The following is a 24,413-nucleotide window of genomic DNA, read 5'->3' as shown; positions in this document are numbered from 1 at the left end:
CGAAGCCGACCGCGCTACGACATAATTCCCAATTCGCGATACCGCGCCGCCATGATCGGGCGAATCTTCGGAAGTTGAAGCGTGAACCACAGCGCGCCCAGGAGAGTGCACGCCCCGGTGATCATCACGGTGTGCGGTGCCCCCAGCCAGTGCGCCATCGCGCCCGCCAGCAGGCTTCCGAGCGGGGCCGACCCAAAGAACGCCATGGTATAGTAGCTCATCACCCGTGCCCGCTTATCCTCGCTCACCACCGATTGGATGATGGTGTTGCTCGCCGCCGAGCTTTGCATCAGCCCGAAGCCGACGAAAACCAGAATCACCACCGACAGCCAGAAGGAATTCGAAAGGCCGAAGAGGATCAGCCCGCATCCCAGCGATACCGCCGCTACTTGGAGCATGCGCGTGAGGCCGACGACCGACTTGCGCAAGGTGAGCGAGAGTGCCGAGATCAACGCTCCGACACCAGTAGCCGCCATCAGCCAGCCGAGGGTGGTCGCACCGCCATGGAAAATGTCCTTGGCGAAAACCGGCATCAGCACCGCATACGGAAAGCCCATGAAGCTGACCAGCGCGAAGAGCGTCAGGATCGTGCGGATGGGCGTGAACGTCCGCACGTAGTTCCAGCCTTCGCGCATCTGAACGGCGATTTTGTTGGTCGCCTCCAGCGTCTGCACCGGCCGAACCTGCATCGCCCACAGCGACCAGATGACCGCGATGTAGCTAATGCCATCGATGAAGAAGCACCATCCTTCGCCCACCGCACCAACCACCAATCCCGCGATGGCCGGACCCACCAGTCGAGCGCCGTTCACCATCGACGAGTTGATGGCGATGGCGTTGCCGAGGTCCTTACGGTCATCCAGCATGTGGACCAAAAACGACTGCCGCCCCGGCATGTCGAACGCGTTGATAAGCCCCTGAAAGGCCGAAAGGGCGATGACTTCCCCCAGCGTAATCACGTTGGTGAGGGCCAGCGCGGCGAGCGCGAGGGACTGAATCGCGGCCAGCGCCTGCGTCCAAATGAGCATGCGTCGACGCTCCAGCCGCTCGACGATAACCCCGGCGAACGGTCCCAAAAGGAATGCCACGATCTGGCCCGAAAAGCTGACGACGCCTAGCAACAGGGCCGAATGCGTTAACCGGTACACCAGCCATGTGGTGGCCAGCCGCGTCATCCAGGTTCCGATGACGGAGATGCTCTGGCCGAAGAAGTACAGCTTGAAGTTGCGGTGGTTGAGCGCGCGCCACGCGTGGGAAACCGATTCGGTGCGGATCATTGCGCCCCCAAGCGCTTGATGATGCCTGCCGCTTCGAACAGGATTTCGCGCTCCGGCTCGGTGAGGTCGGAGACCGCCTCCAGGAGCCACGTTCGCCGCTCGCGGCGCATCTGGTCGTTGACCTGCATGCCCCTCTCGGTGGCGATGATGTTCATTTGGCGGCCATCGGTTGGGTGCGGAATGCGGGACACCAGTCCCGTCTCTTCCAAGTTTGCGACCGTCGCGCCCATCGACTGCGGCTTCATGCCCTCGGCCCGAGCTAGATCGGAGGTAGTCATCGGTCCGTGCCGCGCCAGCCGACCTAGCACCGCTCGCTGGGTCAGTGAAAGTTCGTGCGAACTGCTCGCCCGCCGCATGCGTCGAACCAAAACCCCGATGCCCGAAGCCAGATCATCGATCGCCGAATTGAGCTGTTCGCTGTCCATATAACCAGATACTACGCAACTATGAAGGCAAACTGTACAGTTTTCCTTCATAAATAGAAATTTTTACTTGATAGTGAAACGCTCAAGAAATATGTTGGCGTATGTATCACATGTAAACAGTTGGAGAAAACCATGAACACACTGATCCCATTTCGATCCCTCGACGACATTCGACATTTCGACGACCTCTTCAGCCGGTTGATGAGCGGTGCACCGCAGGTCAACACCCAATCGAACTTGCTGAGCATTCCGCTCGACGTGATCGAGGACGAAGGCAAGGTCACCATTAAGGCCGCCGTCACCGGAATCAATCCCGAAGAGCTGGAGATCACCATCGAAAACAACGTCCTCACCATCAAGGGCGAGCACAAAACCGAGGAGATCAGCGAGAACGCCAAGGTCTTCCGACGCGAAAACACCTATGGTTCGTTCAGCCGCTCGATCCGCCTTTCGCCTCAGCTCAACCAGGACGCCGTCTCAGCCAATTTCAAGAACGGCTTCGTGACCATCACGATCCCGAAGGTGGAAGAGGAGAAGCCCAAGGCCCTCCGAATCCCCGTTCAGACGGAGAATTAATCTCCTCCTGTTAATGCGCAAAGGCCCGGACCCCCAAAAGGGGCCGGGCTCTTTTAGTTATTTGTAAAGACGACGTTCACGGGAGCACGCACGCCGGATTCTTCGACCTCGAAGAATTCCCGCTCGGGTCGTCCGCCGCGAAACATCGACCCCGGGAACGTCTCGATGGAGACATTGAAGGCACGCACATTGTTGTTGTAGAACCGCCGCGCCGCCGCGATTCGGTCTTCGGTGTTCACCAATTCCTGCTGAAGTTGGAGGAAGTTCGCCGACGACTTGAGGTCGGGGTACGCCTCCACCCGCGCAAATAGACCTGAGAGGGCGGGCACCAGCGCTCGCTCGGCGGCCAATACGCCCTGTGGGCCGTGGGCGTGAACAGCCTCATTGCGGAGCGCGATGACTTGGCTGAGGACCGTCTGCTCCTGCTTCATATAGCCTTTTACGCACTCGACGAGGTTGGGAATCAGGTCGTGCCGCCGCTTCAGCGCCACGTCGATACCCGACCAGGCCTCGTCGCACAGGCGATCCAGCCGAACGATGTTGTTCGAGATCGAGATCGGTACTCCAATGAGGAGCACGATCAGCACAAAGACGATGATGATGGCAATTTCCATTTAGTAACCGTGGTCCTGACGATAGTATTCAGGAATCTTATCCAAGAATTGCTTGAGACAACCCATCAAACCTTCATAGTCGTCGGCTGAGATGTGCCCCAATAGGTAGAGCATGGCGAACGGGCCATTCATCTGCCACTCCAGCGCCGGCTGGCGGAGCAGGGTTTCGATCGCGGTCGGATGAAGCAGGTCAAGCGACATTCTTTCATCGGATGTCTTTATGAAATACCGTCGATTGAACTCTTCGGATTCAACTTCCATCTCACGGTTGCCGAGCATTTTGCCAAATCGGTCCATGCCGGTCTCGGGGCGCAGATGCATGGTGGGCAGTTGCATCGGCACCATGCCCACGACGACGCTATACCAGAAGGTGCGCGTATCGCTTCGATTGTCGGTCGTGGTGGTGTGCTCGTCGTAGGAAAAGTCACAAAGGTACCAATAAGTGCCTTGCTCGTCTTTGCCAACCAGAGCCCGTGGGATACGCGGCGAGCTTCCCGTTTTGAACAAAGGAAAGAAGTCAGAAAATTCAGCGATAGGGGCATCTTCCTTTCGCGATCGAAACCAACCGCGCGTATCTGACTTCAATTGCATTCCGTTGGGCAGATAGGTGAGACCGCGGCGAGTCGCGAGGGCCATCAGGTCTTGCTCTCTCAGGTTTTGGCGTCGTGCCGCGTCTATAACCAGAAGCACGATGAGCCCAAAGAGAAAGAAGAATCCGACGCCTATGTAAATGCCGAAGTCCTGGTTTCCCACCTAGTTTGGCGCTCCAAAAGCTCCATGGTCCTGCTTGTAGAAGGCCGGAACCTGAGCCAAGAACTCGCGGATGCAGACCGTCAATCCTTCGTACAGCTCCGGCTGGATCTGACCCGACAGGTGGAGCATCACGTACGGTCCCGCCATTTGCCACTCGTACGCCGGTTGCCGCAGGAGCGTCTCGATCGCGATGGGATTCAGCAGGTCCAGCGTCATCTTTTCGTCGGTGGTCTTGATGAAATACCGCTTATTGAACTCCTCCGATTCGACCTGCATCTCCCGCATGCCGAGGAACTTACCGATCGAGTAGCCGACGTTTTCCGGTGCAAGCGACATCGTGGGGAGCATGAGCGGCACTTGGGCCACGACCACGCTGAAACGGTAAGTCGTGGAGCTTTTTCCGTTTGAAACCGTATACCGATAGTCAAACAAGAACCAGTAGTTGCCGTCGCGGTCCTGGCCGACCATTGCTGGTTCGATCCGCCGTGCCGAGCCATGCCCAAACAGAGGAAAGAAGGTGGCAAACCCAGCCTGGATGCCCATCTGCGGAGGGGGAGTCGAAAGTCCGAAGAGCCCGCCAAGGCCCATCGAATTAGGGAGCGGTATACCGCCCTCAATAAAGGTCAGGCCCATGCGGTTGCAAAGCTCTTGTAGGGCCGCGTAGCGTTTCTTCTGTTGCTGGTTGGCGAAGATCAGTCCAACGATCACCATGACCACGAAGAGCACGAAGATGACTATCTGCATTGCGCCAACCTCTACAAGGAACGAACCCTAGGTTACTTGGGTTGCAGGCCGCGCGTCCACCAAACAAGATATGCTTATCATCACCGATGGACGAATTGCCTGACCTCCTGCCTGAACCTGACGGCGACCTCGTGCTCATCGAAGAGGTCGCTAACCACTGCCAGCGGTTCTTTGGACCGTGCGTCGAGGTCCTGCACGAGAACATCTCCGAGTTTGTCCATATCGACATTTATCGCTTTGGCCCCGATCCGGTTTCGAACCTCGTCACGTTTGTGACCACCGGCATGGCTGAGAAGCCGATGAACGTGCCATCGCAGGTACAAGACCCCGAGAAGTATCGCTACGCCGAGCTCGTCCTCCAGATGCCGGTCGAGTTGTTCGCTGAGTTTGGTCAACCCGCAAGCTGGCCCATCGCCACGCTAGTCAAGCTTGCCCGAATGCCGCATCGCCACGAAACCTGGCTGTGGGGTGGTCATACGATCGGCGACGATCCAGCCGAGCCGTTTCCGGGCACCGACCTTTCGGTGGCGGTTCTTTGGCCGCCGATGATTCTGCCGCAGGGCTTTCCGGTGCTCGATCTTTCCGATGGACGCCGAATCGTCTTCCTCACCCTAGGCTTTTTGAACGCAGAGGAGCGCGCGTTTTCGAAGGAGCATTATCAGCAGGGTCTATTCGAGGAGATCGCGCGGCGGGGCCGAAAGCCGGAGGAATTTCTCGTCCTCCATCCCGATCGGGCTAGCCTCTTCGCCTAGTCGGGGCTAAGCCTTCTTGACCTTGGGCTTTTTCGGCTTTGGCGCCGGGGCGCGGGCGGCAGTGTCAAGCGCGTCCTGCAGATGCGCCAAAAGGGCTTCGTTGTCGCGAAAGCTCCAATACTTCATCTGCATCGGACCATCCTTCGAGAGGTAGCTGAACTGTTGGCCGCCCGCCTCTTCATAGATCGGAATCGACACCGAATCGCCCTTCAGGTACACGACGCCTTCGTCCATGATGGCGAACATTCTTCCCCTGGTGTACAAGCCGTATCCGCCAAACATCGCCCGATGAGTCAGCTCGGGTGCGTCGCTTAGAAGTTCGGCCGCTTCGTGAATCGTCATGCCCCATTTTAGACCTTGGTGAATTCGGATTCGCTCACTTCAAAATGTAAACTATCCCTCGCATGGTCATCCTCGCCAGCGCGTCGCCCCGTCGCCACCAACTCCTTAAGCAGGTCGTCGAGGACTTTCTTATCGTCCCGACCGACATTGACGAGGATGCGCTGACCACCGACGATCCCATCCAAACCGCCGAAACACTCGCTTTCGAGAAGGCGAATGCGATTCCCAAAACGTACGAAAACCCAGTCATTATCGGCTGTGACACCGTGGTCGCCCTCGATGGCCGCCAATACGCCAAACCTAGGGACCGCACCGACGCCATCCGCATTCTTCAGACGCTACGTGGCCGCACCCACCAGGTCATCACTGGTGTCGCCGTGCTCACGCCGCGCCAAAGCGTCGTCTCGCACTGCGTCACTCATGTCTCGTTCAACGACGTCTCGGACCAAGAGATCGAGAACTATGTGGACACTGGCGAGCCGATGGATAAGGCGGGAGCCTACGGCGCGCAGGGCATGGGGAGCTTTCTGGTGAAGTCGCTCGATGGTCCGTTCGACAATGTCGTCGGCCTCCCGCTCGACCTCACACGGGAGCTACTCAATCAGGTGAGGGCCTGATGGCGTCCTTCACCCATTGCCCCAACCCGACTTGGTAGACTAAAATCTACCAACCGATGCGAAACGACGCGCTAGACCCCAACCAGCTTCCCGGCGACGGGGACGAGCTGTCGCTTCGTCCGCGGTTTCTGCGCGAGTTCATCGGCCAAGACCAACTGAAGGAGAACCTGCGCGTGTTCATCGAGGCGGCCCGCCAGCGCGAGGAGCCGATGGACCATCTGCTTCTGTACGGCCCGCCAGGCCTGGGCAAAACCACCCTCGCCCACATCGTGGCCAACGAGATGGGAGCGCCGATCCACGTCACCAGTGGCCCCGCCATCGAGCGATCCGGCGACCTCGTCGGCATCCTCACCAACCTGGAAGAAGGCGCGATCCTTTTCATCGACGAAATCCATCGTCTCAGCCGCACCGTTGAGGAGTACCTGTATCCCGCGATGGAGGATCGAAAGGTCGACATCATGATCGGCCAGGGCCCAGCCGCCCGATCCGTCCGCATGGAGGTTCCGGCCTTCACCGTCGTCGGCGCGACCACCCGCCAGGGCCTGCTGACGGGCCCCTTGCGCGACCGCTTCGGCATCATCAGCCACTTCCGCTACTACGAAGAAGGGGCGCTTTTCGAAATCGTACGCCGCTCTGCCAACATCCTCGGCTACAACATCGCCTCGGACGGCGCCGAGGAGATCGCCCGTCGGAGCCGTGGCACGCCCCGAATCGCCAACCGACTCCTGCGTCGCGTGCGCGATTTTGCCCAAGTGGAGAACCACAGCGAGATCCACAAGCCGATCGTGGAGAAGGCGGCCCGCGCGTTGGAGATCGACCATCTCGGCCTCGACCGCGTCGATCGAACCCTTCTACGGATGATCATCGAACGCCACAAGGGCGGACCGGTCGGCATCGACACCATCGCCGCCAGCACCGGTGAAGACAGCCAAACCATCGAGGACGTGTACGAGCCGTACCTCCTGCAAATCGGCTTGCTTCAACGAACGCCGCGCGGTCGATGTGTAACAGATTTTGCCTATAAACATCTTGAAATGACACCTCCCGACCAAGGAGGAAGTCTATTTTCGTCGTAGGCATTCTCGGCATCTTCGTGGCGCTCAACACCCTTTGGGATGGCTTTGAGACCATCGTGATGACACGGAGCGTCAGCCGGAGTTGGCGGCTGAGCAAGCTGTTCTATTACTTCGCCCGCAAGACCTACTATCGGACCGCCGCCAAGGTGAAAAACGAGCGGTGGCGACACGCCATGCTGATGGTGTACGCGCCGCTCTCGGTCATCATCCTCTTCGTCCTGTGGGGAGGCTTCCTCATCCTCGGCTTCGCGATGATCAACTACGGCTTCGCTCTGCCGCACAACAACGGCCCGCTGGGGCCGTTCGAGGCTTGGTACTACAGCGGCGTCACCTTCCTCACGCTCGGCTATGGCGACATCGCGCCAACCGGTCCGGTCGGTCGCATGATGGCGGTGGCCGAAGCCGCTACTGGCCTCGTCTTCCTCGCCAGCGTCATCACCTATCTGCCTGTTATGTATGGCGTCGTGCAGAAGCGCGAGTACCCGATTGTTCTGCTGGACACCAAAGCAGGCTCCGAGCCGACCGGCTTTGAGCTTCTAAGGCGGCATGCCTCGGCGGGAGCGATGAGCGCCCTGCCGGCGTTGCTCGAGAAGTACGAGCAATGGGGGGCCGAGATGCTGGAGGCGTACCTTTCGTACCCAATCATTGCCTACTACCGCAGTCAGCACGACGCTCAGAACTGGGTGAAAACAGCCACGGCGATCATGGACGCCTGCACCCTGATCGACGCCTGCTACCAGTCCGAAGAGGACGATGCGAAGGTACTCCGTTTTCAGGCCAAAGCCACCTTCGCTATGCTTCGCCATGTCATCGTGGACCTTGCCTACGTCATCAAAATGCCGCCGACGGACGACTGCTCGCATCGCCTGAACGAAGACGATTTTGAGTACATGGTGGCCGAACTGCGCGACCTCGGACTGCCGATAGCCGGCGCATACGAATCGCTGTGCGACGCGCGCTGGATGTACGAGCCCTATTGCGTGGCCCTGGGTCGCGGACTCCTGATGGACTTGCCGTTGTGGGTCAATCGCCAGGCCGAGCCGGACAACTGGGAAGTGGCGGCGTGGGACGGCGCGCGGCACAACCCGCGCGGCGCGATGTCAACCAAGGAGCGGACCAAGTAACAGGGCGAGCCCCAGGGCGGCCAAGTTGTGAAGGCCGTGCAGAATCATGTTCGCGACCAGCGATTTGGTTTGGTAGCTAACCGCACACAGCATCAGCGCGATGCTCATCAGCGGGAGAATGCCCAAAACACCCTGCGGGTGGATCGATGCAAAGATAAAGCTGGACAGCAGTGCGGCCCGAATCGGGTTGCCAAGCAACTTGGTGAAAGCCGGGAACAGGAGCCCGCGGAACATGATCTCCTCCCAAATCGGCGCAAGAATGCTCGCGGCAACTGCCAGCATGAGGATATTGCTGACACTCGGATTGTCGGTCAGTTCCTTGCCGATCGGGTGCGGGCCGCCGGGTAGGTACGGAGCCAGGATCGAAGCGAGCATCATGACCGCAGCGATGATGGGAATGTTTCCGAGGAATGCCGTCAAGGCCCAGAGAAGGTTTTCCTGGAGACCCTTCAGCGAGACCCCCAGTTTTTCGGGCATGATCCGCCAGCCGAAAATCGGCACACGCAGACAGATGAATATCGCAATGTAAACCGGTACAAAGCTTATCAAATCGATTGGCGCTCGGGTCCCCGTCAGGAGGTAGGCGAGCGTGCTTCCGCCAAGGACGAAGGTCAGCAGAAGGACCAATGCGACGAACGCGAGGCGGTCGGCTCGACCCCAGTCGATGTCGGCCATCGGAAGCCCCCTCGGCCGGAGGAGACCGGCCTGCCGCTTGGAGAAGTAAATGGCCCAAGCGATCATGCCCATGATTGCGCCAACTAGGCCGATAAACACCACCGAGCCCATCCGCATCGCGAGCGTTGGATCGAAGGTCTTCTCACGAATTTCCTTATCACCCAGCCGCTCCTTCACCTCGACCATCGCGATCTTCTCGGCGATGTTCTTGGTGTCCAGCTTCTTCAGCAGTTCGCTCGACTCGTCCTTGCTGGGCGGCGGGTCGGCAAATAGCCTCGCAAACGCCCGATTATTCTCGTCCTTTGAGTTCGCCAGGTTCTTAAGGTCGTCCGAAAACGGCTTTTCGTGGTCCTCGTTGCGGAGCACGATGCGCAGTTTCTGGGCGTTCGGATCGGTCTTCGAGGCGTCCAAAAGCTGGTCGACTTCCTCATCGAACAGCTTCATGTCCTTATTGTCCTGCCCGGTCTTCATCTGCAGGGCTTTGGCCGACAGCTTCATCGAGATAGATTCATCGCGCGCCGTGTTGGGTGGCACCGCCGGTCCCTTCTTATCGTTCGCCGATAGCTCCAAAAACACGAGCATGATCAGTGCCACGGCCAGCACCCACCACGCCCATTTCATGCGGGGAAGCGGCGGCTCGCCCAAATCGAAGGATGGGGGCAGGTCGAATTGGGCGGGCGGGCGTTGCATAGATTTAATGTTTCTACGCTCAGAGTACCGCCGGTACACTGCCGAATATGCGACTTACGCACCTGGTTGCTTGCGCAGGTTGAGCGGCGAAACTGGGTCCGACCCAGTTGACGGAGGTTCTCCGTCAGATTCCGCCTAGCCAAAATCCGAATCTGCTCGTCGGTCTGGAAACACGCGACGACGCAGGGGTTTTTCGCGTCTCGGACGACCTTGCGTTGGTGCAAACCGTCGACTTTTTCACGCCGGTCGTCGATGACCCGTATGCTTTTGGTCAGATCGCGGCCGCCAACGCATTGAGCGACGTGTACGCGATGGGCGGCAAGCCGATGACGGTGCTGAACATCGCCTGTTTCGACCCGACTGCGGCTCCCGCCGACGTGTGGGCGTCGGTGCTTCGTGGTGCGGCGGATAAGACCCACGAGGCGGGGGCGACCATCCTCGGTGGGCACAGCGTGGATGACAAGGAGCCCAAGTTCGGCATGGCCGTCACCGGCACCGTCGATCCTCGTCGAATGTTTGCCAATACCGAGGCTCGCCCTGGCGATCTGATCTATCTGACCAAGCAACTGGGCACCGGCATTGTGACCACCGCCGCGAAGTTCGACGACTGCCCGGCATCGACGCTGGATGAGGCGATCGCCAGCATGGCGATGCTGAACGACCGCGCCGCCGAGTTGGGGCATGTGCATGAGGTTCGATGCGCGACGGATATTACTGGCTTCGGATTGGCGGGGCATTTGTTCAATGTCGCGCGGGCGTCGTCGGTAGCCATCGAGGTCTTTGCCGACCGTTTGCCAGTCTTTTCTGGCCTGCCGTCGCTGATCGAGCGAGGTCACCTGACGGGCGGGTCGCGTCGCAATCGAGAGTTTCTTGGCTCTGCCTTTGTGGTTTCAGATTCGGTCGATCCGTGGCGGGTCGAGGCTATCTTGGATGCCCAGACCAGCGGCGGTCTCGCACTGTTCACGGCGAAGGAGATCGAGGGAATGGAGCCGATTGGGGTTGTGGCTGAGGGTTCGGCTGAGATTCGGGTGGTTTAGCCTCGCCGATCATGAAGATTCTCTACCTCGCCTCTTCGCCTCGGTCCCGCAACTCATTTTTCATAGCAAACAAGGGCTCTTGCTCTATTTCCCTTCGGCGGAGTCCAACGACGAGCCTCCGCCATAATGGCGGGGTCGTCCCTAGTATCGGGACTCCTCGGACTCTTTCTCGTTGCGAGACTTTCTCGGGGTGACAAGCACCCCGGGCTACCATCTGTGATCCCTCCGGGATCAGGTTTCCGATTGCTGTGCGACAGGCTGTAGGAGGAGAGGAATTGGGGCATCGATAATCTTGGGTGGCCCGAATAGTCGAAGACTATGCGGGTAAGTGATCACCCGCGTGGTTAGTCGGCTTGCTCAAAGTTAACCCGCGCTCCTAGAACACAGTCGCAAGCCAGCAACCTTACAACGCCAAACAGGCCTAAACCACCCCAATCCAACCCGGACCCAGGTAAATTTAGGGGGTACCTCGATGTATCGGGGAACCTAGGTGCTTGCATGAAACCGGTCCGTCTCTTCGCCCTGTCCGCATTGGTGCTCGCGGTTGCCATGATCACCGCGCCATCATGGGCTCAGGACCAAAACCAGCAACAAGACTCGCCGACCAAAAAGAAGGACACCACCGGCACCACGGGAAGCACCGACTCCGGGACCACGCAGGACAAAAGTAACCCGCCCGCCGACAACTCGTTCGACATCAATGATGTTCTCGGCAAGCAGAAAGACGCGGGCCACAAGCCAAGAAATACCGACGCTCCCACCGAATTCGGGCTCGGTCGAGTCACCTTCATCGGCGCGACTGGTGCCCCGGTCACGGGCTATAAGCCGGTCCTTTTTGAAAGTGGCCCGTTCGAGGGCCTGGAGTCCTTCGGCTACTCCTACTTCGCCGCCGCCCGCCAAGCGGTGAAGAGCAAGAGCGGCCCGCAGTCGCAGGCTCTGATCGATGCGCCTACGAACCCCAACGCAAGCCCGACGGTCAACGGCTTGGCGAACTCGGTCGGCCCAAATCAGATGACCTTCAGCAACATTAACACGCCGGCGCCCGATCGCTACCAACTGGGTCCTGGCGACAAGCTGACGGTTCGCTTCTGGAGTCCTACTGAAGAGGCCGTCGAGAAGATCGTGGTCGTGGATGCGGCCGGAAGCATCAGCATCCCCGTGATGGGAAGCAAATTGACCGTGCGAGGAATGACCCTCGCCCAGGCTCAGACCGCCATCGAAAAGGAGATTCGCCGCGGACTGAAGGACGCGCAGGTCACCGTCAATCTTTCCGAACTCCGAAGCATCTCGGTTTCGATCGTCGGCGAAGTCACAGCCCAAGGCAACTACCAATTTCCGTCCGTGATGACGCTTTTCAACGCGCTTTACGCCGCTGGCGGACCCACGATCAACGGCTCCATGCGCAACATTCAGCTTCGCCGGAGCAACGGCAAGGCCATTACCGTTGACCTCTATTCCTACCTGCTGAAAGGCGACGCCTCGCAGGATGTGCCGCTCCAGCCGGGCGACCTCATCCTGGTACCCATTGCCACCCAACGCGTGGCGGTCAAGGGTGAGGTCGGACGTCCGGCCGTGTACGAAACCACCAGCAGCGACAGCCTGAAGGACGTGATTTCCTATGCGGGCGGTGCAAAGTCCACCGCCGTGGTCGACCAGATCGAAGTGGCCTCCACCGAGCCCGGCGTTAGCCGCCGCATCATCAACGTGAACATGGCGGAGGCGGCCAGCGCCAAGCTCAAGACGGACGACATCATCACGCTTTACCCCGTCCGAGGCGAGTTCCAGAACACGATCGAAGTCGAGGGCGCGGTGGACCAGCCGCGCAAGTATCAGCTCGCGCCAGGCATGACCGTGGCCGACGCCGTGCGCGGCGCACGCGGACTCCTTTCCGACGCCTTCACTGCTCGCGCCGACCTGTACCGCGAGAACTCGGATAAATCGCTCAAGCTGGTGCCGATCGACCTCAGCAAAGCGCTCGGCGGCGATAGCGAAGCCAATGTGCCGCTCCAAAACCACGACCGTCTGCACATCTACTTCCAGAAGGAAGTCTCGTGGCTGGACAACCGCATGGTTACCTTGCGCGGCGCGGTGCGCAACCCTGGCAAGTACGTGCGAATGGACGGCATGCGGATACGCGACCTCCTGCTTCAGGGTGGCGGCCTTCAGCCCGACGCTAGCTACGACACACTGTTCGTCAACCGCAAGAATCCGGACGGCAGCGAGGGTCCGCTGCTCCAGCTCGACGTGCGTAAAGTGCTCCAGGGCGGCGACGACAACGTTGCGCTCAACGACCTCGACCTCGTGACCGTGTTCAGCGTTTCCGATGCCAAATTTACGCCAGAGCACACGGTGTCGATCAACGGCGCGGTTCAGCACCAGGGCAACTTCCCACGGGCCGAAAACCTCATGCTCACCGACCTGATCAAGCTCGCCGGTGGGCTCATGCCGTCGGTGGGAACCACGGTCCAGGTGTCCCACTCGCGCGTGCCGGAGAACACCAAGATCGAGACCTATCAGATCGCCGACCTCGCCAAGGGCGCGGTCGATATCGCTCTGCGCGATGGCGACGTGGTGACGATTCCCTACCGTGGCGACTACCAAGAGGCTCCGCTTCTGGTCGAGCTTCGCGGTCGCGTGGCCAAGCCTGGCGTGTACGCCGTCAATTCACGATCCGAAACCATCGCCAACCTGATAAAGGAAGCGGGCGGACTCACCACCGATGCCTGGGCCGAGGGTGCGCAGTTCCTGCGCGATCCCAAGAACCTGCAGTCCGACGCGGAGGCCAAACTCTCGCCGCGCATTCGACGCGTATTCGACGTGATCCACGAAGCGCAGTACGTGCGTGCGCTGGCCAAGTCGGACCTCGATAAGATTCGCATCCTCAACTCGCAGGGCAACCAGGCGCTAAACGGCCTCTCGATCCTTTCTGGCCTCGGCTCGACCGCCACCCAGCTACCTGCTTCGGGGGCCGACATGGAGGCGGCGAAGAAGCTGGTGCAGAACCGCGAATTGGTTTCGCCCGCCCGCGAACTGAACAACGAGGAACTGTTGGAGAGCGGCAACATCCCGATCCGCCTCGATATCGCTCTGAACCAGCCGACCTCGCCGAATAACATCGTTCTGAAGGACGGCGACATCATTGTCATCCCCGAGAAGCCGACGACCGTGGCGGTACGCGGCGCAGTGTTCGTGCCGTCGACGATTCTGTACGATGGCTCGCACGACCTGCAGTACTACCTCGACCGCTGTGGCGGGCCGACGATCGACGCCGACAAGGAGGAGATCATCATCATCCGCGCTTCGGGATCGATCACCAAGGCGAAGGGCAAGACCCGCATCGAGCTTGGCGACACGATCTTCGTGCCAACTCGCGTGATGGTCGCCCAGCTTTCCGACGGTCAGACGAAGGTAGATAGCATCTTCAAGCAGGTGACGAACATCGGCTTCCTGTACGTGATCCTGCGCAATCTGATCAAGTAACGGCTACCAGGTCTGGGCCCCGACCGGGAACGCTCGGGGCTCGACTCAAGTAGAATAAATCTATGAATCAACGGTTACCGGAATGGCTTACCGTCCGGGTACCTCGCCAAGACACGATCAAGCAGGTGGAGCAGATGATGCGCTCCAAAAACCTGCACACCGTCTGCGAATCGGCACGGTGTCCCAACCTTCCCGAGTGTTGGAGCAAGAAAACCGCGACGTTCATGATCCTCGGCGACACCTGCACGCGCTCGTGCGGGTTCTGCGCCATCAAGGTTGGGCGCGGCCTGACCGTCAATCCCCACGAGCCGGCCGACGTCGCCAAAGTCGCGGCCGACCTGGGCCTCAAGCACATCGTGGTTACCAGCGTAGCACGCGACGACCTGCCCGATCAGGGCGCGGGTCAATTCGGCCTCACCATTCAGGAGCTTCATAAGCAAAATCCGCTGTGCATCGTCGAGGTTCTGACCCCCGACTTCAAGGGTAATCGCGACTGCATTCAGACCGTGTGCGACGCCAAGCCGGAGATTTTCAACCACAACATCGAGACCGTAGAGCGTCTGCACACGCTGGTGCGCCCGCAGGCCAAGTACAACCGAACGCTGTCAGTGCTGGAGACGGTGAAGGAGATCGATCCGTCGATCTACACCAAATCGGGCATCATGCTCGGCCTCGGCGAGACGCAGGACGAAGTGGTGCAAACCCTCGAGGACCTGCGCGAGATCGGCGTGGACGCCGTCACCATCGGCCAGTACCTGCGCCCCACCATGCGCCACCTGCCGGTCGTCGAATACATCCACCCGCGCGTGTTTAAGGAGTACGAAAAGATCGGCTCGGATATGGGCTTTGCGTTCGTGGCCAGCGGCCCGTTCGTGCGGAGTTCGTATAACGCGGTAGAGTTCAGCAAGAAGGTTATGGGCGATCGCTTAAACCAGCTTGACGAGTTTGAGCGGGCAAAGTACCTGAAGGACCTGGAAGACCAAGCCGAGCAACACGCTACGGCGTAAGTTTCAGGGCTAGAAACGACCCCGGAGGGGTCGCAGACAATAGCCAGGGTGTCGCAACGACCGAAGGGAGTGAAGACCCCTGGAAAGTCCCGCACCCGCGAAAAGTCCGAGGAGCGTCTTGTCCGCCAAAGCCCAGTACGGAGGCGAAAGCGACCCGGCGATTAGCGCCGCCCTTTGTCCCGAGATCGGGCCGACTCCCAGGACCAGCGAAGCAGGCTTCGCTAGTCGAAAGCTCAAGCAGGCTTGAGCACTCCCAAAGGAGCTGACCTCACCTGAAAATAGCACGTGCCAGCCAGAGCTATCGAGGACCCCCATTTCCTCTCCTCCTAGGAGAGGACCTTCGCGCGACGAAGGAGCTAGCGGAGAGGTGAGGTAGGGATTTGTTCTTCTAAGCGAGACAATTCTCGCCCCGCTTCGGCTTGTGACTTAAAGCTTGCGGCTAAAAAATCACTCCGGCAGATCGAATGTCTTCAGCTCGTCGATACGCACCACCAGCGCGGTGGCATTATCGCTGCCGCCGCCCAGTAACGCTTGACCGACAAGCTTCCACGCCGCCGACGCCGGACCGTTGGCACCCAAAATCGCGCCGATCTGGTCGTCTTCCACATGGTTCAAAATGCCGTCCGAGCACAGGAAGTAGATGTCGCCTTCGCGAATCTCGAACTCGTACACGTCGCACACGACGTTCTCTTCCACACCCACGGCGCGGGTTAGAACGTGCTTCTGCGGGTGGACCGCCGCCTGCTCGGGCGTCAGCACGCCCATTCGGATCATCTCGTTCATGTACGTGTGATCCTCGGTCAACATCGTCAGTTCGCCGTTGCGCAGTCGATACGCGCGCGAGTCGCCCACCTGCACTACGTAGCCCATGTTCTGCAACAGCACCATGCCGGTGAACGTGGTTCCCATACCGCGCCGATTGGGCACCGAGCGCGAGACCATGAACACGTACCGATTGGCCGCCGTCAGCGCTTCAACCAACGCCTCTTTGGCGTCCGCCGCCGGATGGCTCAGATAGACATCGATGAACGTTTTGGAGGCGAGCTCGGAGGCGATTTGACCCGCCGCGTGGCCGCCCATGCCGTCGCACACGACAAAAACCTGCCCGCGCGAAGCAAGCACGGCCTCGTCGTCGGATACATAGAATTCAAACTTGTCCTCGTTGTTTTCGCGGACGCGTCCGAGGTCGGTTTTCGCACCGATCGAGACCTTGGCCAAGGCCCGCAATTCTGCCGGGGGCAAAAGGTCCGCAACGGCGTATTCAGCGGTAATTTCGTCCATCGCCGGTTATGCTACCACCGCGCGCTTCACGGTTAGTTGAATCGCGCCGATCTTGATGACGTCGTCTTCGTTCATCAGGGTGCGCATGTTAGGCGCCAGCTTGCTGTCGTTCAGGCTGGTGCCGTTGGTGGAGCCGGTGTCCGTCACATAGATGCCGTCCTCGGCAATCTCGATGACACCGTGTCGGCCACTGATGTACGGATCGGTGATTGCCACGTCGTTGTCTGCCTTGCGGCCAAACGTATTTGCGCCGAGCTTGAGCGGGAAGTCTTTGCCGTCCCAGGTGAGGATTGCGGGCGCGGTTTCCTTCTTGGGTGCGGTCGAGATGGCCGCCGTCTTGTTGTTCGCGAAGGCCTGGGTGGCGTTGCCCGAGGGTCCGCCGGGAAGCTGAACCGAAACTTCGAGTCCAGCGAACGAAATCTTTTCACCGCCCGCCAGCGGGGCCTTCTCGCCTGCGGCGATTGCGCGTCCGTCGATCTTGGTACCGTTCGAGGAGCCAAGGTCTTCCAGCGTGAGTGCGCCGTCGGTGTTGGTGATCTGCGCGTGTCGTCGGCTGATGCGCGAATCCATCAGCGAGATATCGCCTTCGCGGCCGATCGTGGTCGCGCCGGGGCGAAGCGGATGCTCGCGCCCGCTCTGCTCCACCAGCATGGGAACCTGCACCGCTGGGGCGCCGAATGCGTCAGCCGGGAGCGCTCGGTCGAAAATGAGGCCGCAATCGACGCAGAACATCACGCCGACGGGATTGAAGGTTTTGCAAACCGGACATTGCACGGGCTTGATGGTCACCGTCGCGTTGATCGTCGGAGCGGAGCCCATCATCGTCTTGTTGGGGTCCATCGACGGCGCGCCGGCCATCATCGTACGGTTCGGGTCGGTGTTCAGCATTTGCGTGCGGTTGGCACCCCCCATCATCTGTGTTCGATTCGCATCACTCATAACGGCTATTCTCTTTGACGACAGTGTTTCTATTTTAGGGCGTCTTCAAACGCTCTAATATTTCTTTTTCGGTCAATCCTTCAATTCTAAGAGTCTTTTCTCGCGAAGAAATGCCCCGAACGATCTCTATTTTGCTTTTGGCCACCCGCAACGCCTTGGAAACCAGCCGACAAACCGCCTCGTTTGCCTCGCCATCGACCGGCGGTGCGTTGACCCATACCTTCACTCCGACTTCCTCAACCGCGATTTTGTTCTGCGAAGATTTCGGCTGAACCGTCACCACGACGTCGGTGTGCATGGCGATTAGCCGCCTATGCCCAGCTTCTGCTTCACTCGCCTGATGTTTGCCTTCGCGGTTTCTTCGTCCGGCCAGCGCTTCAGTTCCAGCTCCCAAATGCGGATCGCGTCGCTGTACTTCTTTAGCCGTTCGTAGCTCTTGGCCAGGACACGGTACGTGTTGGGCCTCGGATTGTACTTCAGCATCGGCTCCAGAATTTCGACCGCCTTGGCGTAGTCCTTGTTCATGTTGTAGTACAAGAAAGCCAGCGGCAGGGCGGCATCGCCGTCCTTCGGGTGGGCGTTCAGGTATTCGGTGTAGGTTGCGATCGCGTCGTTCTTCAGTTCGATGTTCTCCTGCATCCAGCCCAGGTTGGTCGCCACTTCATAGTCGTCGGGCGAGTACGCGTACTGCACCTTCAGGAGCGAGATGATGGTCGGAAACTCGCCGTCGTCGAACCAGACGTCGATCTGCTCGTTGACGCGGTTGTCGACATTGCCCCAGATTTCGTCCAGACGATCTTTCGTCGGCACAACTGCCAAGGCTACAGGCGGATCGAGTCGGATGTTCGACTCATTTTTAACCAGCCCCTGCGTCGCGAGAATGAATGCCGTCGAGGCGATGAAACCCATGATTAATTCCTATTGTAACAATTCGTCGAGCAGTTTTTGCACGAGTCCGGGGTTGGCGCGTCCTTGGCTCTGCCGCATGATCTGCCCCACCAGGAAGCCCTTCACGCTGGCTTGACCGGATCGGTACTTCGCCACCACATCGGGATTTTCGGCCAAAACCGCCTCCACGATAGGGCGAATCGCCGAATCATCGGTGATCTGCGTCGCGCCACTCTCCTTCACCAGTTCACCCGGCATCTTGCCGGTCTGATAGGCGTCAGCGAAAAGCTTCTTGGCGATCTTGCCGCTGATGGTTCCGTCCGCAATCAGCTTGGTTAACTCGACGAGGTGGCTCGGCGTGATCTTGCTTTCCGCCGCAGTCTTGCCCTCTTCGTTCAGCATCTTGGCAAAGTCCGAGTTCATCCAGTTACAGATGGCCTTCGGTTCGCCGCCCTCGACCACCGCTTTCTCGAACCACGTCGCCCATGCGACGTCGGAAATCAGCAGGTTAGCATCGTACACGCTGAGGCCGTACTCTTCCGTGTACCGCTTGAACTTCGCCAGCGGAAGTTCGGGCAGGGACGATCGAAGCGACTCGATGTACGCTTCGTCGAACTGCATCGGCACCAGGTCCGGGCAGGGGAAGTACCGATAATCGTTTTCGGCCTCCTTCACGCGCATGGCGAAGGACGACTCGCGCTGTTCGTTCCAGCCGCGCGTCTCCTGGAGTACTTTTTCGCCTGCGTCCAACACCGCCGCCTGGCGGCGAACCTCAAATGCGATACCCATCTGCACCGAGCGGAATGAGTTGAGGTTCTTGAGCTCGGTTTTGGTGCCCAGCTCGTCCGTCCCCGATACGCGAATCGAGATGTTCGGCTCGCACCGCATCGATCCCTCTTCCATCTTTCCGTCGCAGACGCCCAGGTAGATGAGAATCTGGCGAAGCTGGGTCATGTACTCCTTCGCCTCGTCGCCATTGCTGATGTCGGGCGGGAAGTCGGTGACGATCTCCATCAGCGGCGTGCCAGCGCGGTTGTAGTCCACGCCACTCCCTCCGCTCGGCAGGTGCATCAATTTGCCCGTATCCTCTTCTAGGTGGACGCGTCGAATGCCGATGCGCTTGGTGCCACCATCTGTGGTCGGAATATCGAGGTAACCGTGGTAGCCCAGCGGGTTTTCCTCGCCGTATTGCGATACCTGGTAGCCCTTGGGCAGGTCGGGATAGAAATAATTCTTTCGGTGGAAGATGCTGTTCATCGCGATCTTGCAATTCAGCGCCAGTGCGGTCTTCAGCACCATTTCGATGGCGGCGCGATTAGGCACCGGCAATGCGCCGGGCAGGCCCAGGCAGACCGGACAGGTTCGAGTGTTCGGCTCTCCGCCAAAGGCAACCTGGCATCGACAAAACATTTTCGACTTGGTTGCCAGTTCCGCGTGGACTTCCATCCCCACGCTACATACATAGTTCGCCATGAATCTATTCCAGTTTACCGACCGTATGAATATGTTTGGGATAAGCTATCTAATCGAAAACGCCGACCGGCCCATCTATGGAAATTAAACTCCCATCCACCTTCAAAAGCACGAAACATTCCCCCATCGTGAAGTGGCTCCTCGAAGGACATGCCGAAGAGCCCGTCGGACCTTACGAACCCGAATCCAGCAAAGAGGGAAAACACGCCGCTCATCCTTGGTGGCAGGTCATGTGCCTTACCGGCGTCGACTACTTCTCCACCCTCGGCTATCAGCCGTTCATCGCTTTCGAAGCCGCCAAGTATCTGTCGCCGTTGGCCACCATCATTCTGGTCCTCCTCACGCTGTTCGGCGCTTACCCGGTGTACGCAAAAGTTGCCCAAGAGAGCCCCCACGGTGAGGGCTCGATCGCCATGCTTCAGAAGCTGCTGAAGTGGTGGCAGGGCAAGGCATTTGTCCTCGTTCTGTTAGGTTTTGCCGCTACAGACTTCATCATAACGATCACGCTTTCCGCCGCCGATGCGGCCGTCCACTTCATCGAAAACGACTTCGTACAGAACAAACTGCACCTGCACATGCAGGGCCATGAAATCGCGGTCACGCTCCTGCTGATCATCTCCCTCGCACTCGTCTTTCTCAAGGGATTTAAGGAGGCGGTCAACATCGCGATCGTGCTCGTTTTCGGCTATCTCGTGCTCAACGCCATCGTCATTTTCGAAGGCATCCAACGCGTCATTGCCGATCCCAAGCACATTCAGATCTGGCAAGACAAGCTTCACACCCCGGCGTACCACAACGGTAACCCGATCATGCTGATCGCGATGGCCGCGTTGCTGTTCCCCAAGCTCGCGCTTGGTCTCTCCGGATTCGAAACCGGCGTTTCGGTCATGACCCTCGTGAAGGGCGGAAAGAAGGACACGGAAGAAAAGCCGGTGGTCCGAATCAAGAACACCCGCAAGCTCCTGCTGTCGGCGGCGTTGATCATGAGCGTCATGCTCATTTCATCGAGCATCGTCACCACCACGCTGATCCCGGCTCCGTTGTTCGAAAAAGGCGGACCCGCTTACGAGCGCGCCCTGGCGTACCTCGCCTACGACTTCTTCGGGCCGAACTTCGGCACCGTCTACGACGTCAGCACGATCCTCATTCTTTGGTTTGCCGGTGCGTCGGCCATGGCCGGACTCCTGAACCTCGTTCCGCGTTATTTGCCGAAATTTGGCATGGCACCAGAGTGGACCAAAGCGAACCGCCCGCTGGTACTCATCTTCACCCTCGTGGCCTTCATCGTCACACTCGTATTCAACGCCAGCGTCTCGGCCCAGGGTGGCGCGTATGCCACCGGCGTTTTGGTGCTGATGACCTCGGCCGCCATCGCTGCCACCATCTCGACCCGCCGCAAAAAGAAGTGGTCGAAGTGGGGTTTCGGCATCATCTCCGTCATCTTCATCTACACCACGGTCCTCAACATCTACGAGAAGCCGGACGGCATCCGCATCGCTGCGTGTTTCATCCTCGGCATCGTGCTGATCTCGTTCATTTCGCGCATTTGGCGCACGCTGGAGCTTCGCGTGAGTAGCGTCGAACTCGACCTGAAGGCGCTAGAATTCGTGCGACAGTGCGCGGCCCAAAGCAGTCATATCCGCGTCATTCCCAACCGCCCCGAGTCACAAGACCTTGAGGAGTATCGACTGAAGGAGATCGAGGCGCGCCGCGACCACGACATCGCACCCGACGAGCCGATCCTCTTTGTCGAGGTGACGATCAAGGACGCATCGAACTTCTCCGGCGTACTTTCGGTGCGCGGCTACGAGGTCGAAGGATACAAGATTCTGCGCGCGACTGGCGTGGCCGTGCCGAACTCGCTGGCGGCACTATTGCTCCACCTTGGCCGCCTCAGCGGCAAGCGCGCCCACGCATACTTTAATTGGGGAGAGCGCGGCCCTGGCGCGTACTTGATGAAGTTCCTTTTCTCGGGCGAAGGCGACATCGCTCCGTTGACGCGCGAGATTTTACGGCGAGTAGAATCCGATCCGAATCTGCGACCGGTCATTCACGCGGCGAGCTGAGCCCTGAGCCTCTGAAAGAAGGGTTGCGCGGACAACGACTCCTGCTTAGCTGGGAGTTGCCCGTGTTCGGTTCAGGAGCAAACCTCCCAAACTTTGAAACGAGCGCTATCCAAGCTTCAGTTTCCCATGCGGCAAGACCCCATGAACTCCGACCGTTCCGTTCACGACCTGAGTCACCCGAAAATCCACCGCCAGACTGCAAAACCCGATCGCCCGCACCCGATCTAGCCCGTACCGCCATCCCAAGAGCTCGACCATCGTCTCGATCGCGTCCAACATTGCCTCATCCAAAGTCGCCCCAAATCCCAGGCCAACCCATCCCGACGGCGTTTCTGCGACTGGGCGGCGTAGCGGCATGTCCGAAACGACCTCGAACGCCAGCGTCACCGCCTCCACCGCCGCCTCGATGGCCGTAATGCACACCTCGCCGTCACCCTGCACCGCGTGCCCGTCGCCGGTGCTGAACAGCCCACCCTCGACCTCGATGGGCAGATAGAGAACCGAGCCGACGCCCAGTTCTTTGCAGTCGAGGTTGCCGCCGGTGCGCCGAGGCGGAATCGTCGATTGGAGGCCAGGTACATCGGTCGGCATGCCGTACACCCCCATGAACGGACTCAGCGCGATCCGATCTCCAAACTGGTTCGTCGCCACTTTGCCGTCTGAATCGAATTCCCAGCAGAGGATCGCGCCTTCGCTCTCGACGCCCAGCTTGGCGTTCCACTCGCTCGGCCATCCGCCCACATAGGTGGTTCCCCACCCTCCAAGCGCCAGGCTCTCGATGCTGACCTTCAGGGTCAGACCGGGCTTTGCTCCGCGGACGAAAACCGGCCCGGTGAGGGCGTGTCCGGCGTCCAGGCCGTCCGGCCGTCGCTGAACCGTGCGCCGATCGATATCCGTTCCGTTGTGCGGCTCCAATCCCCAATTCGCGTCCAAGCATTCGAACGTCACCCGGTCGCCGGGATCGATGGTCAGCACAGGGGCAAGATCCCGTGAAAAATGGCCGTTTAGGTTCTCGCGAGTCGCCTTGAGCGAGTGGTGCATAGGAGCATTTTGGCGCATCGGAAATGGGCTTGTCAGCCAGGAATTCTGATCGCAGAAGAGACTGTTACATCCCGTTGGGACTCCTCGGACAATTTCAGGTTCGAATCCATCCGCGATCAGGCTTTCGATTGCCGGGCGACAAGCTCTAGCAGGAGGCGAACTGGGTGGGTCACCTTCGTCCGCCAGACAAACGAAATGCTTGCAACTAAGACGCTAGAAGCTTGTAGCTCAAAATCTCACGGCTTCGCGTTCATCGCCGTCAGCGCCGCGTCAGAGATGTCGTTCGCACCGTACAGCGCGACCGTCCCTTCAAAAACCATCGTGTATCCGTCTTTCGCCGCGACCTCGTTCACTGCCGCCCGCGCCTTCACGTAGTTCTCGTCCTTGCGATCCGAGACCCACTTCTGCATCTCGTCGGCAAACTCCCGCAGCCATCGGTTCGAGAGGTCGATGATGATCTGGCTGCGACGCGAATACTCTTCCACCAGCGTCCGCTCTTCCGGCGTCAGGTTGGCCTTCGTCGCCAGTTCTTGCGATCGCTTGCTGGTCGCGATCACGTCCGCCTTTAGGCGGTCCAATTCGGCATCCTCCGGCTTGGTCCGATCCTTCTTCAGCATCAGTTCGCGGATGCGCGTGGCTTGTTCGATGGTCTGGATTCGGTATTGGTCGATGAACTCCAGCACCCCTTCGCGAGCGCCTTTCATGTCGTCGAAGGTCTTCTTGGTCGTCTTTCCGACCTCGCTCTTATCGATCACACCGTTCAAATCGACGACGCCCAGCTTGATCGAGGGGGTCTGGAACCCGCTGCCCACCATCATTCCGGCGAGCCCAGCGGCCACAATCCACCCCGTCCAAGCTAGGCGTCCCGACTTCATTTCTTCGCCGCGGCCTTCGAGACTTCGTCGGTCAAGTCGTTGGCACCGTAAGGGGCAACGTTCTTGTCCATGACCAGCGTGTAGCCCTGCTTCTTGCCCACGTCGGCGAGACCCGCCTTGAATGCCTCAAGCAGGTCATTCTGGTTCTTGTCGTGGATATCCTGCAGTTCCTGCTTAAAGTCGTTGACCAGGCTCTGCAGATAGTCGCTCATCTCGCTCTGCCGGTTGCGGAAATCGTCCAGAGCCTTCAGTTCGTCGGCGGTCGGGCTCGACTTCAACTGGAGGTCCTTGAACTTCTTCAGCGAGTCTTCGGCCCCAGCCTTGATCTTCTCAAGCTCGGCCTTGTCGGCATCCGTTTTGTTTGGCTTGATGGTCAAAGTCTTGAACTTATCCGCATCTTCCTTCTTCATGATGCGGTACCGATCCAAGAACTGCACCACCGTCTCGCGGTCCGTGCGCAGGTTCTTTTCCGTTTCGATCAGGTTCTTCGCGACGGCCACTTTCTGGATCACGTCGTTCGAGTCGACCACGCCGATCTTTTGGTTGGCGCCCTGAAAGCCCGAGCCGGCCAAAATCGCCGTCATGCCCAGCGCCAAAACCGTCGTACCGGAGAGGAACCCTGTCCAATATGTCTTATTCATTCAGTTTCTATTTCCTTGTG

At 59.3% G+C, this 24,413-nt stretch carries 24 protein-coding genes; 9 read left to right on the top strand and 15 right to left on the bottom strand.

The window, feature by feature from the left end; translation table 11 throughout:
• Positions 1-14: 14 nt before the first annotated feature.
• The gene (locus tag GC165_05895) at positions 15-1,277 is read right to left on the bottom strand and encodes an MFS transporter (protein ID MBI1332392.1); all 1,263 of its coding nucleotides are present in this window, start codon (positions 1,275-1,277) and stop codon (positions 15-17) included.
• A complete protein-coding gene (locus GC165_05890) occupies positions 1,274-1,702 on the bottom strand; it encodes a MarR family transcriptional regulator (protein MBI1332391.1) in 429 nt (142 codons plus the stop codon). Before GC165_05890 ends, GC165_05895 begins: the two co-directional genes overlap by 4 nt.
• 132 nt (positions 1,703-1,834) lie before the next feature.
• Here GC165_05890 and GC165_05885 point away from each other — a divergent pair, with 132 nt between their 5' ends.
• Positions 1,835-2,278, top strand: coding sequence for an Hsp20 family protein (locus GC165_05885; protein ID MBI1332390.1), 444 nt, complete (start codon positions 1,835-1,837; stop codon positions 2,276-2,278).
• Between the two features lie 53 nt (positions 2,279-2,331).
• Here the strand turns inward: GC165_05885 and GC165_05880 are convergent, their stop codons facing one another.
• From GC165_05880 to GC165_05870, 3 genes are read right to left on the bottom strand one after another with little or no spacing between them, the layout of a single operon-like run.
• Positions 2,332-2,892 carry a LemA family protein gene (locus GC165_05880; GenBank protein MBI1332389.1) on the bottom strand — a complete coding sequence of 187 codons (561 nt, stop codon included), beginning with the start codon at positions 2,890-2,892 and terminating at the stop codon, positions 2,332-2,334.
• A complete protein-coding gene (locus GC165_05875; protein ID MBI1332388.1) occupies positions 2,893-3,645 on the bottom strand; it encodes a hypothetical protein in 753 nt (250 codons plus the stop codon).
• The gene (locus tag GC165_05870) at positions 3,646-4,389 is read right to left on the bottom strand and encodes a hypothetical protein (protein ID MBI1332387.1); all 744 of its coding nucleotides are present in this window, start codon (positions 4,387-4,389) and stop codon (positions 3,646-3,648) included.
• Positions 4,390-4,475: 86 nt separating this feature from the next.
• On the opposite strand from GC165_05870, the gene GC165_05865 reads away from it, so the two are divergent.
• Complete coding sequence (locus tag GC165_05865; GenBank protein ID MBI1332386.1) at positions 4,476-5,141, top strand: hypothetical protein; 666 nt, start codon at positions 4,476-4,478, stop codon at positions 5,139-5,141.
• Positions 5,142-5,147: 6 nt separating this feature from the next.
• On the opposite strand, the gene GC165_05860 is transcribed toward GC165_05865, so the two are convergent.
• Positions 5,148-5,483: a competence protein TfoX gene (locus GC165_05860; protein ID MBI1332385.1), complete on the bottom strand. Its 336-nt coding sequence runs from the start codon at positions 5,481-5,483 to the stop codon at positions 5,148-5,150.
• 62 nt (positions 5,484-5,545) lie between these two features.
• On the opposite strand from GC165_05860, the gene maf reads away from it, so the two are divergent.
• From maf to GC165_05845, 3 genes are read left to right on the top strand one after another with little or no spacing between them, the layout of a single operon-like run.
• Positions 5,546-6,100, top strand: coding sequence for a septum formation protein Maf (gene maf, locus GC165_05855; protein MBI1332384.1), 555 nt, complete (start codon positions 5,546-5,548; stop codon positions 6,098-6,100).
• Between the two features lie 56 nt (positions 6,101-6,156).
• The gene (ruvB, locus tag GC165_05850; protein ID MBI1332383.1) at positions 6,157-7,176 is read left to right on the top strand and encodes a Holliday junction branch migration DNA helicase RuvB; all 1,020 of its coding nucleotides are present in this window, start codon (positions 6,157-6,159) and stop codon (positions 7,174-7,176) included.
• 17 nt (positions 7,177-7,193) lie between these two features.
• The gene (locus tag GC165_05845) at positions 7,194-8,300 is read left to right on the top strand and encodes a two pore domain potassium channel family protein (protein ID MBI1332382.1); all 1,107 of its coding nucleotides are present in this window, start codon (positions 7,194-7,196) and stop codon (positions 8,298-8,300) included.
• Here the strand turns inward: GC165_05845 and GC165_05840 are convergent.
• Positions 8,277-9,665, bottom strand: a complete 1,389-nt coding sequence (locus GC165_05840; GenBank protein MBI1332381.1) for a CPBP family intramembrane metalloprotease — start codon at positions 9,663-9,665, stop codon at positions 8,277-8,279. The genes GC165_05845 and GC165_05840 overlap by 24 nt on opposite strands.
• A 38-nt stretch (positions 9,666-9,703) precedes the next feature.
• Here GC165_05840 and selD point away from each other — a divergent pair, with 38 nt between their 5' ends.
• From selD to lipA, 3 genes are all read left to right on the top strand, one after another.
• On the top strand, positions 9,704-10,702 hold the full coding sequence (selD, locus tag GC165_05835; protein ID MBI1332380.1) for a selenide, water dikinase SelD: 999 nt from the start codon (positions 9,704-9,706) through the stop codon (positions 10,700-10,702).
• 498 nt (positions 10,703-11,200) lie between these two features.
• Positions 11,201-14,182 carry a hypothetical protein gene (locus tag GC165_05830; protein MBI1332379.1) on the top strand — a complete coding sequence of 994 codons (2,982 nt, stop codon included), beginning with the start codon at positions 11,201-11,203 and terminating at the stop codon, positions 14,180-14,182.
• Between the two features lie 62 nt (positions 14,183-14,244).
• Positions 14,245-15,189 (top strand): lipoyl synthase, encoded by a 945-nt coding sequence (lipA, locus tag GC165_05825; protein ID MBI1332378.1) that lies wholly within the window; start codon positions 14,245-14,247, stop codon positions 15,187-15,189.
• Positions 15,190-15,636: 447 nt separating this feature from the next.
• On the opposite strand, the gene GC165_05820 is transcribed toward lipA, so the two are convergent.
• Genes GC165_05820 through gatB form a run of 5 tightly spaced genes read right to left on the bottom strand, consistent with a single transcriptional unit; the run spans position 15,637 to position 19,770 of the window.
• Positions 15,637-16,470: a Stp1/IreP family PP2C-type Ser/Thr phosphatase gene (locus tag GC165_05820; GenBank protein ID MBI1332377.1), complete on the bottom strand. Its 834-nt coding sequence runs from the start codon at positions 16,468-16,470 to the stop codon at positions 15,637-15,639.
• 6 nt (positions 16,471-16,476) lie between these two features.
• Complete coding sequence (locus GC165_05815) at positions 16,477-17,409, bottom strand: FHA domain-containing protein (GenBank protein MBI1332376.1); 933 nt, start codon at positions 17,407-17,409, stop codon at positions 16,477-16,479.
• A 34-nt stretch (positions 17,410-17,443) separates the two neighbouring features.
• Positions 17,444-17,707 carry a DUF167 domain-containing protein gene (locus tag GC165_05810; GenBank protein MBI1332375.1) on the bottom strand — a complete coding sequence of 88 codons (264 nt, stop codon included), beginning with the start codon at positions 17,705-17,707 and terminating at the stop codon, positions 17,444-17,446.
• A gap of 5 nt (positions 17,708-17,712) precedes the next feature.
• Entirely contained in the window at positions 17,713-18,318 is a 606-nt protein-coding gene (locus tag GC165_05805) for a hypothetical protein (GenBank protein MBI1332374.1), read from the bottom strand.
• Between the two features lie 9 nt (positions 18,319-18,327).
• Positions 18,328-19,770 carry an Asp-tRNA(Asn)/Glu-tRNA(Gln) amidotransferase subunit GatB gene (gene gatB / locus GC165_05800; GenBank protein MBI1332373.1) on the bottom strand — a complete coding sequence of 481 codons (1,443 nt, stop codon included), beginning with the start codon at positions 19,768-19,770 and terminating at the stop codon, positions 18,328-18,330.
• Positions 19,771-19,847: 77 nt separating this feature from the next.
• On the opposite strand from gatB, the gene GC165_05795 reads away from it, so the two are divergent.
• Complete coding sequence (locus GC165_05795; GenBank protein ID MBI1332372.1) at positions 19,848-21,836, top strand: amino acid transporter; 1,989 nt, start codon at positions 19,848-19,850, stop codon at positions 21,834-21,836.
• 105 nt (positions 21,837-21,941) lie between these two features.
• On the opposite strand, the gene GC165_05790 is transcribed toward GC165_05795, so the two are convergent.
• The 3 genes from GC165_05790 to GC165_05780 all read right to left on the bottom strand — a co-directional run bounded on the left by GC165_05790 (position 21,942) and on the right by GC165_05780 (position 24,393).
• Complete coding sequence (locus GC165_05790) at positions 21,942-22,877, bottom strand: acetamidase (protein MBI1332371.1); 936 nt, start codon at positions 22,875-22,877, stop codon at positions 21,942-21,944.
• A 236-nt stretch (positions 22,878-23,113) separates the two neighbouring features.
• The gene (locus GC165_05785; GenBank protein MBI1332370.1) at positions 23,114-23,752 is read right to left on the bottom strand and encodes a hypothetical protein; all 639 of its coding nucleotides are present in this window, start codon (positions 23,750-23,752) and stop codon (positions 23,114-23,116) included.
• Complete coding sequence (locus GC165_05780) at positions 23,749-24,393, bottom strand: hypothetical protein (GenBank protein MBI1332369.1); 645 nt, start codon at positions 24,391-24,393, stop codon at positions 23,749-23,751. The genes GC165_05785 and GC165_05780 overlap by 4 nt, the downstream gene beginning before the upstream one ends.
• Positions 24,394-24,413 lie beyond the last annotated feature (20 nt).

It is taken from the genome of Armatimonadota bacterium, assembly GCA_016125185.1.
Classification (GTDB): Bacteria; Armatimonadota; Fimbriimonadia; order Fimbriimonadales; family Fimbriimonadaceae; genus Fimbriimonas.
This window is presented reverse-complemented; position numbering and strand designations above follow the sequence as displayed.

What these genes read in the sequence shown, in the direction of transcription:
- GC165_05895 (MBI1332392.1), bottom strand. Translation starts at nt 1,277, where the DNA reads ATGATCCGCACCGAATCGGTTTCCCACGCGTGGCGCGCGCTCAACCAC.
- GC165_05890 (MBI1332391.1), bottom strand. Translation starts at nt 1,702, where the DNA reads ATGGACAGCGAACAGCTCAATTCGGCGATCGATGATCTGGCTTCGGGC.
- GC165_05885 (MBI1332390.1), top strand. Translation starts at nt 1,835, where the DNA reads ATGAACACACTGATCCCATTTCGATCCCTCGACGACATTCGACATTTC.
- GC165_05880 (MBI1332389.1), bottom strand. Translation starts at nt 2,892, where the DNA reads ATGGAAATTGCCATCATCATCGTCTTTGTGCTGATCGTGCTCCTCATT.
- GC165_05870 (MBI1332387.1), bottom strand. Translation starts at nt 4,389, where the DNA reads ATGCAGATAGTCATCTTCGTGCTCTTCGTGGTCATGGTGATCGTTGGA.
- GC165_05865 (MBI1332386.1), top strand. Translation starts at nt 4,476, where the DNA reads ATGGACGAATTGCCTGACCTCCTGCCTGAACCTGACGGCGACCTCGTG.
- GC165_05860 (MBI1332385.1), bottom strand. Translation starts at nt 5,483, where the DNA reads ATGACGATTCACGAAGCGGCCGAACTTCTAAGCGACGCACCCGAGCTG.
- maf (MBI1332384.1), top strand. Translation starts at nt 5,546, where the DNA reads ATGGTCATCCTCGCCAGCGCGTCGCCCCGTCGCCACCAACTCCTTAAG.
- ruvB (MBI1332383.1), top strand. Translation starts at nt 6,157, where the DNA reads ATGCGAAACGACGCGCTAGACCCCAACCAGCTTCCCGGCGACGGGGAC.
- GC165_05840 (MBI1332381.1), bottom strand. Translation starts at nt 9,665, where the DNA reads ATGCAACGCCCGCCCGCCCAATTCGACCTGCCCCCATCCTTCGATTTG.
- GC165_05830 (MBI1332379.1), top strand. Translation starts at nt 11,201, where the DNA reads ATGAAACCGGTCCGTCTCTTCGCCCTGTCCGCATTGGTGCTCGCGGTT.
- lipA (MBI1332378.1), top strand. Translation starts at nt 14,245, where the DNA reads ATGAATCAACGGTTACCGGAATGGCTTACCGTCCGGGTACCTCGCCAA.
- GC165_05820 (MBI1332377.1), bottom strand. Translation starts at nt 16,470, where the DNA reads ATGGACGAAATTACCGCTGAATACGCCGTTGCGGACCTTTTGCCCCCG.
- GC165_05815 (MBI1332376.1), bottom strand. Translation starts at nt 17,409, where the DNA reads ATGAGTGATGCGAATCGAACACAGATGATGGGGGGTGCCAACCGCACG.
- GC165_05810 (MBI1332375.1), bottom strand. Translation starts at nt 17,707, where the DNA reads ATGCACACCGACGTCGTGGTGACGGTTCAGCCGAAATCTTCGCAGAAC.
- GC165_05805 (MBI1332374.1), bottom strand. Translation starts at nt 18,318, where the DNA reads ATGGGTTTCATCGCCTCGACGGCATTCATTCTCGCGACGCAGGGGCTG.
- gatB (MBI1332373.1), bottom strand. Translation starts at nt 19,770, where the DNA reads ATGGCGAACTATGTATGTAGCGTGGGGATGGAAGTCCACGCGGAACTG.
- GC165_05795 (MBI1332372.1), top strand. Translation starts at nt 19,848, where the DNA reads ATGGAAATTAAACTCCCATCCACCTTCAAAAGCACGAAACATTCCCCC.
- GC165_05790 (MBI1332371.1), bottom strand. Translation starts at nt 22,877, where the DNA reads ATGCACCACTCGCTCAAGGCGACTCGCGAGAACCTAAACGGCCATTTT.
- GC165_05785 (MBI1332370.1), bottom strand. Translation starts at nt 23,752, where the DNA reads ATGAAGTCGGGACGCCTAGCTTGGACGGGGTGGATTGTGGCCGCTGGG.
- GC165_05780 (MBI1332369.1), bottom strand. Translation starts at nt 24,393, where the DNA reads ATGAATAAGACATATTGGACAGGGTTCCTCTCCGGTACGACGGTTTTG.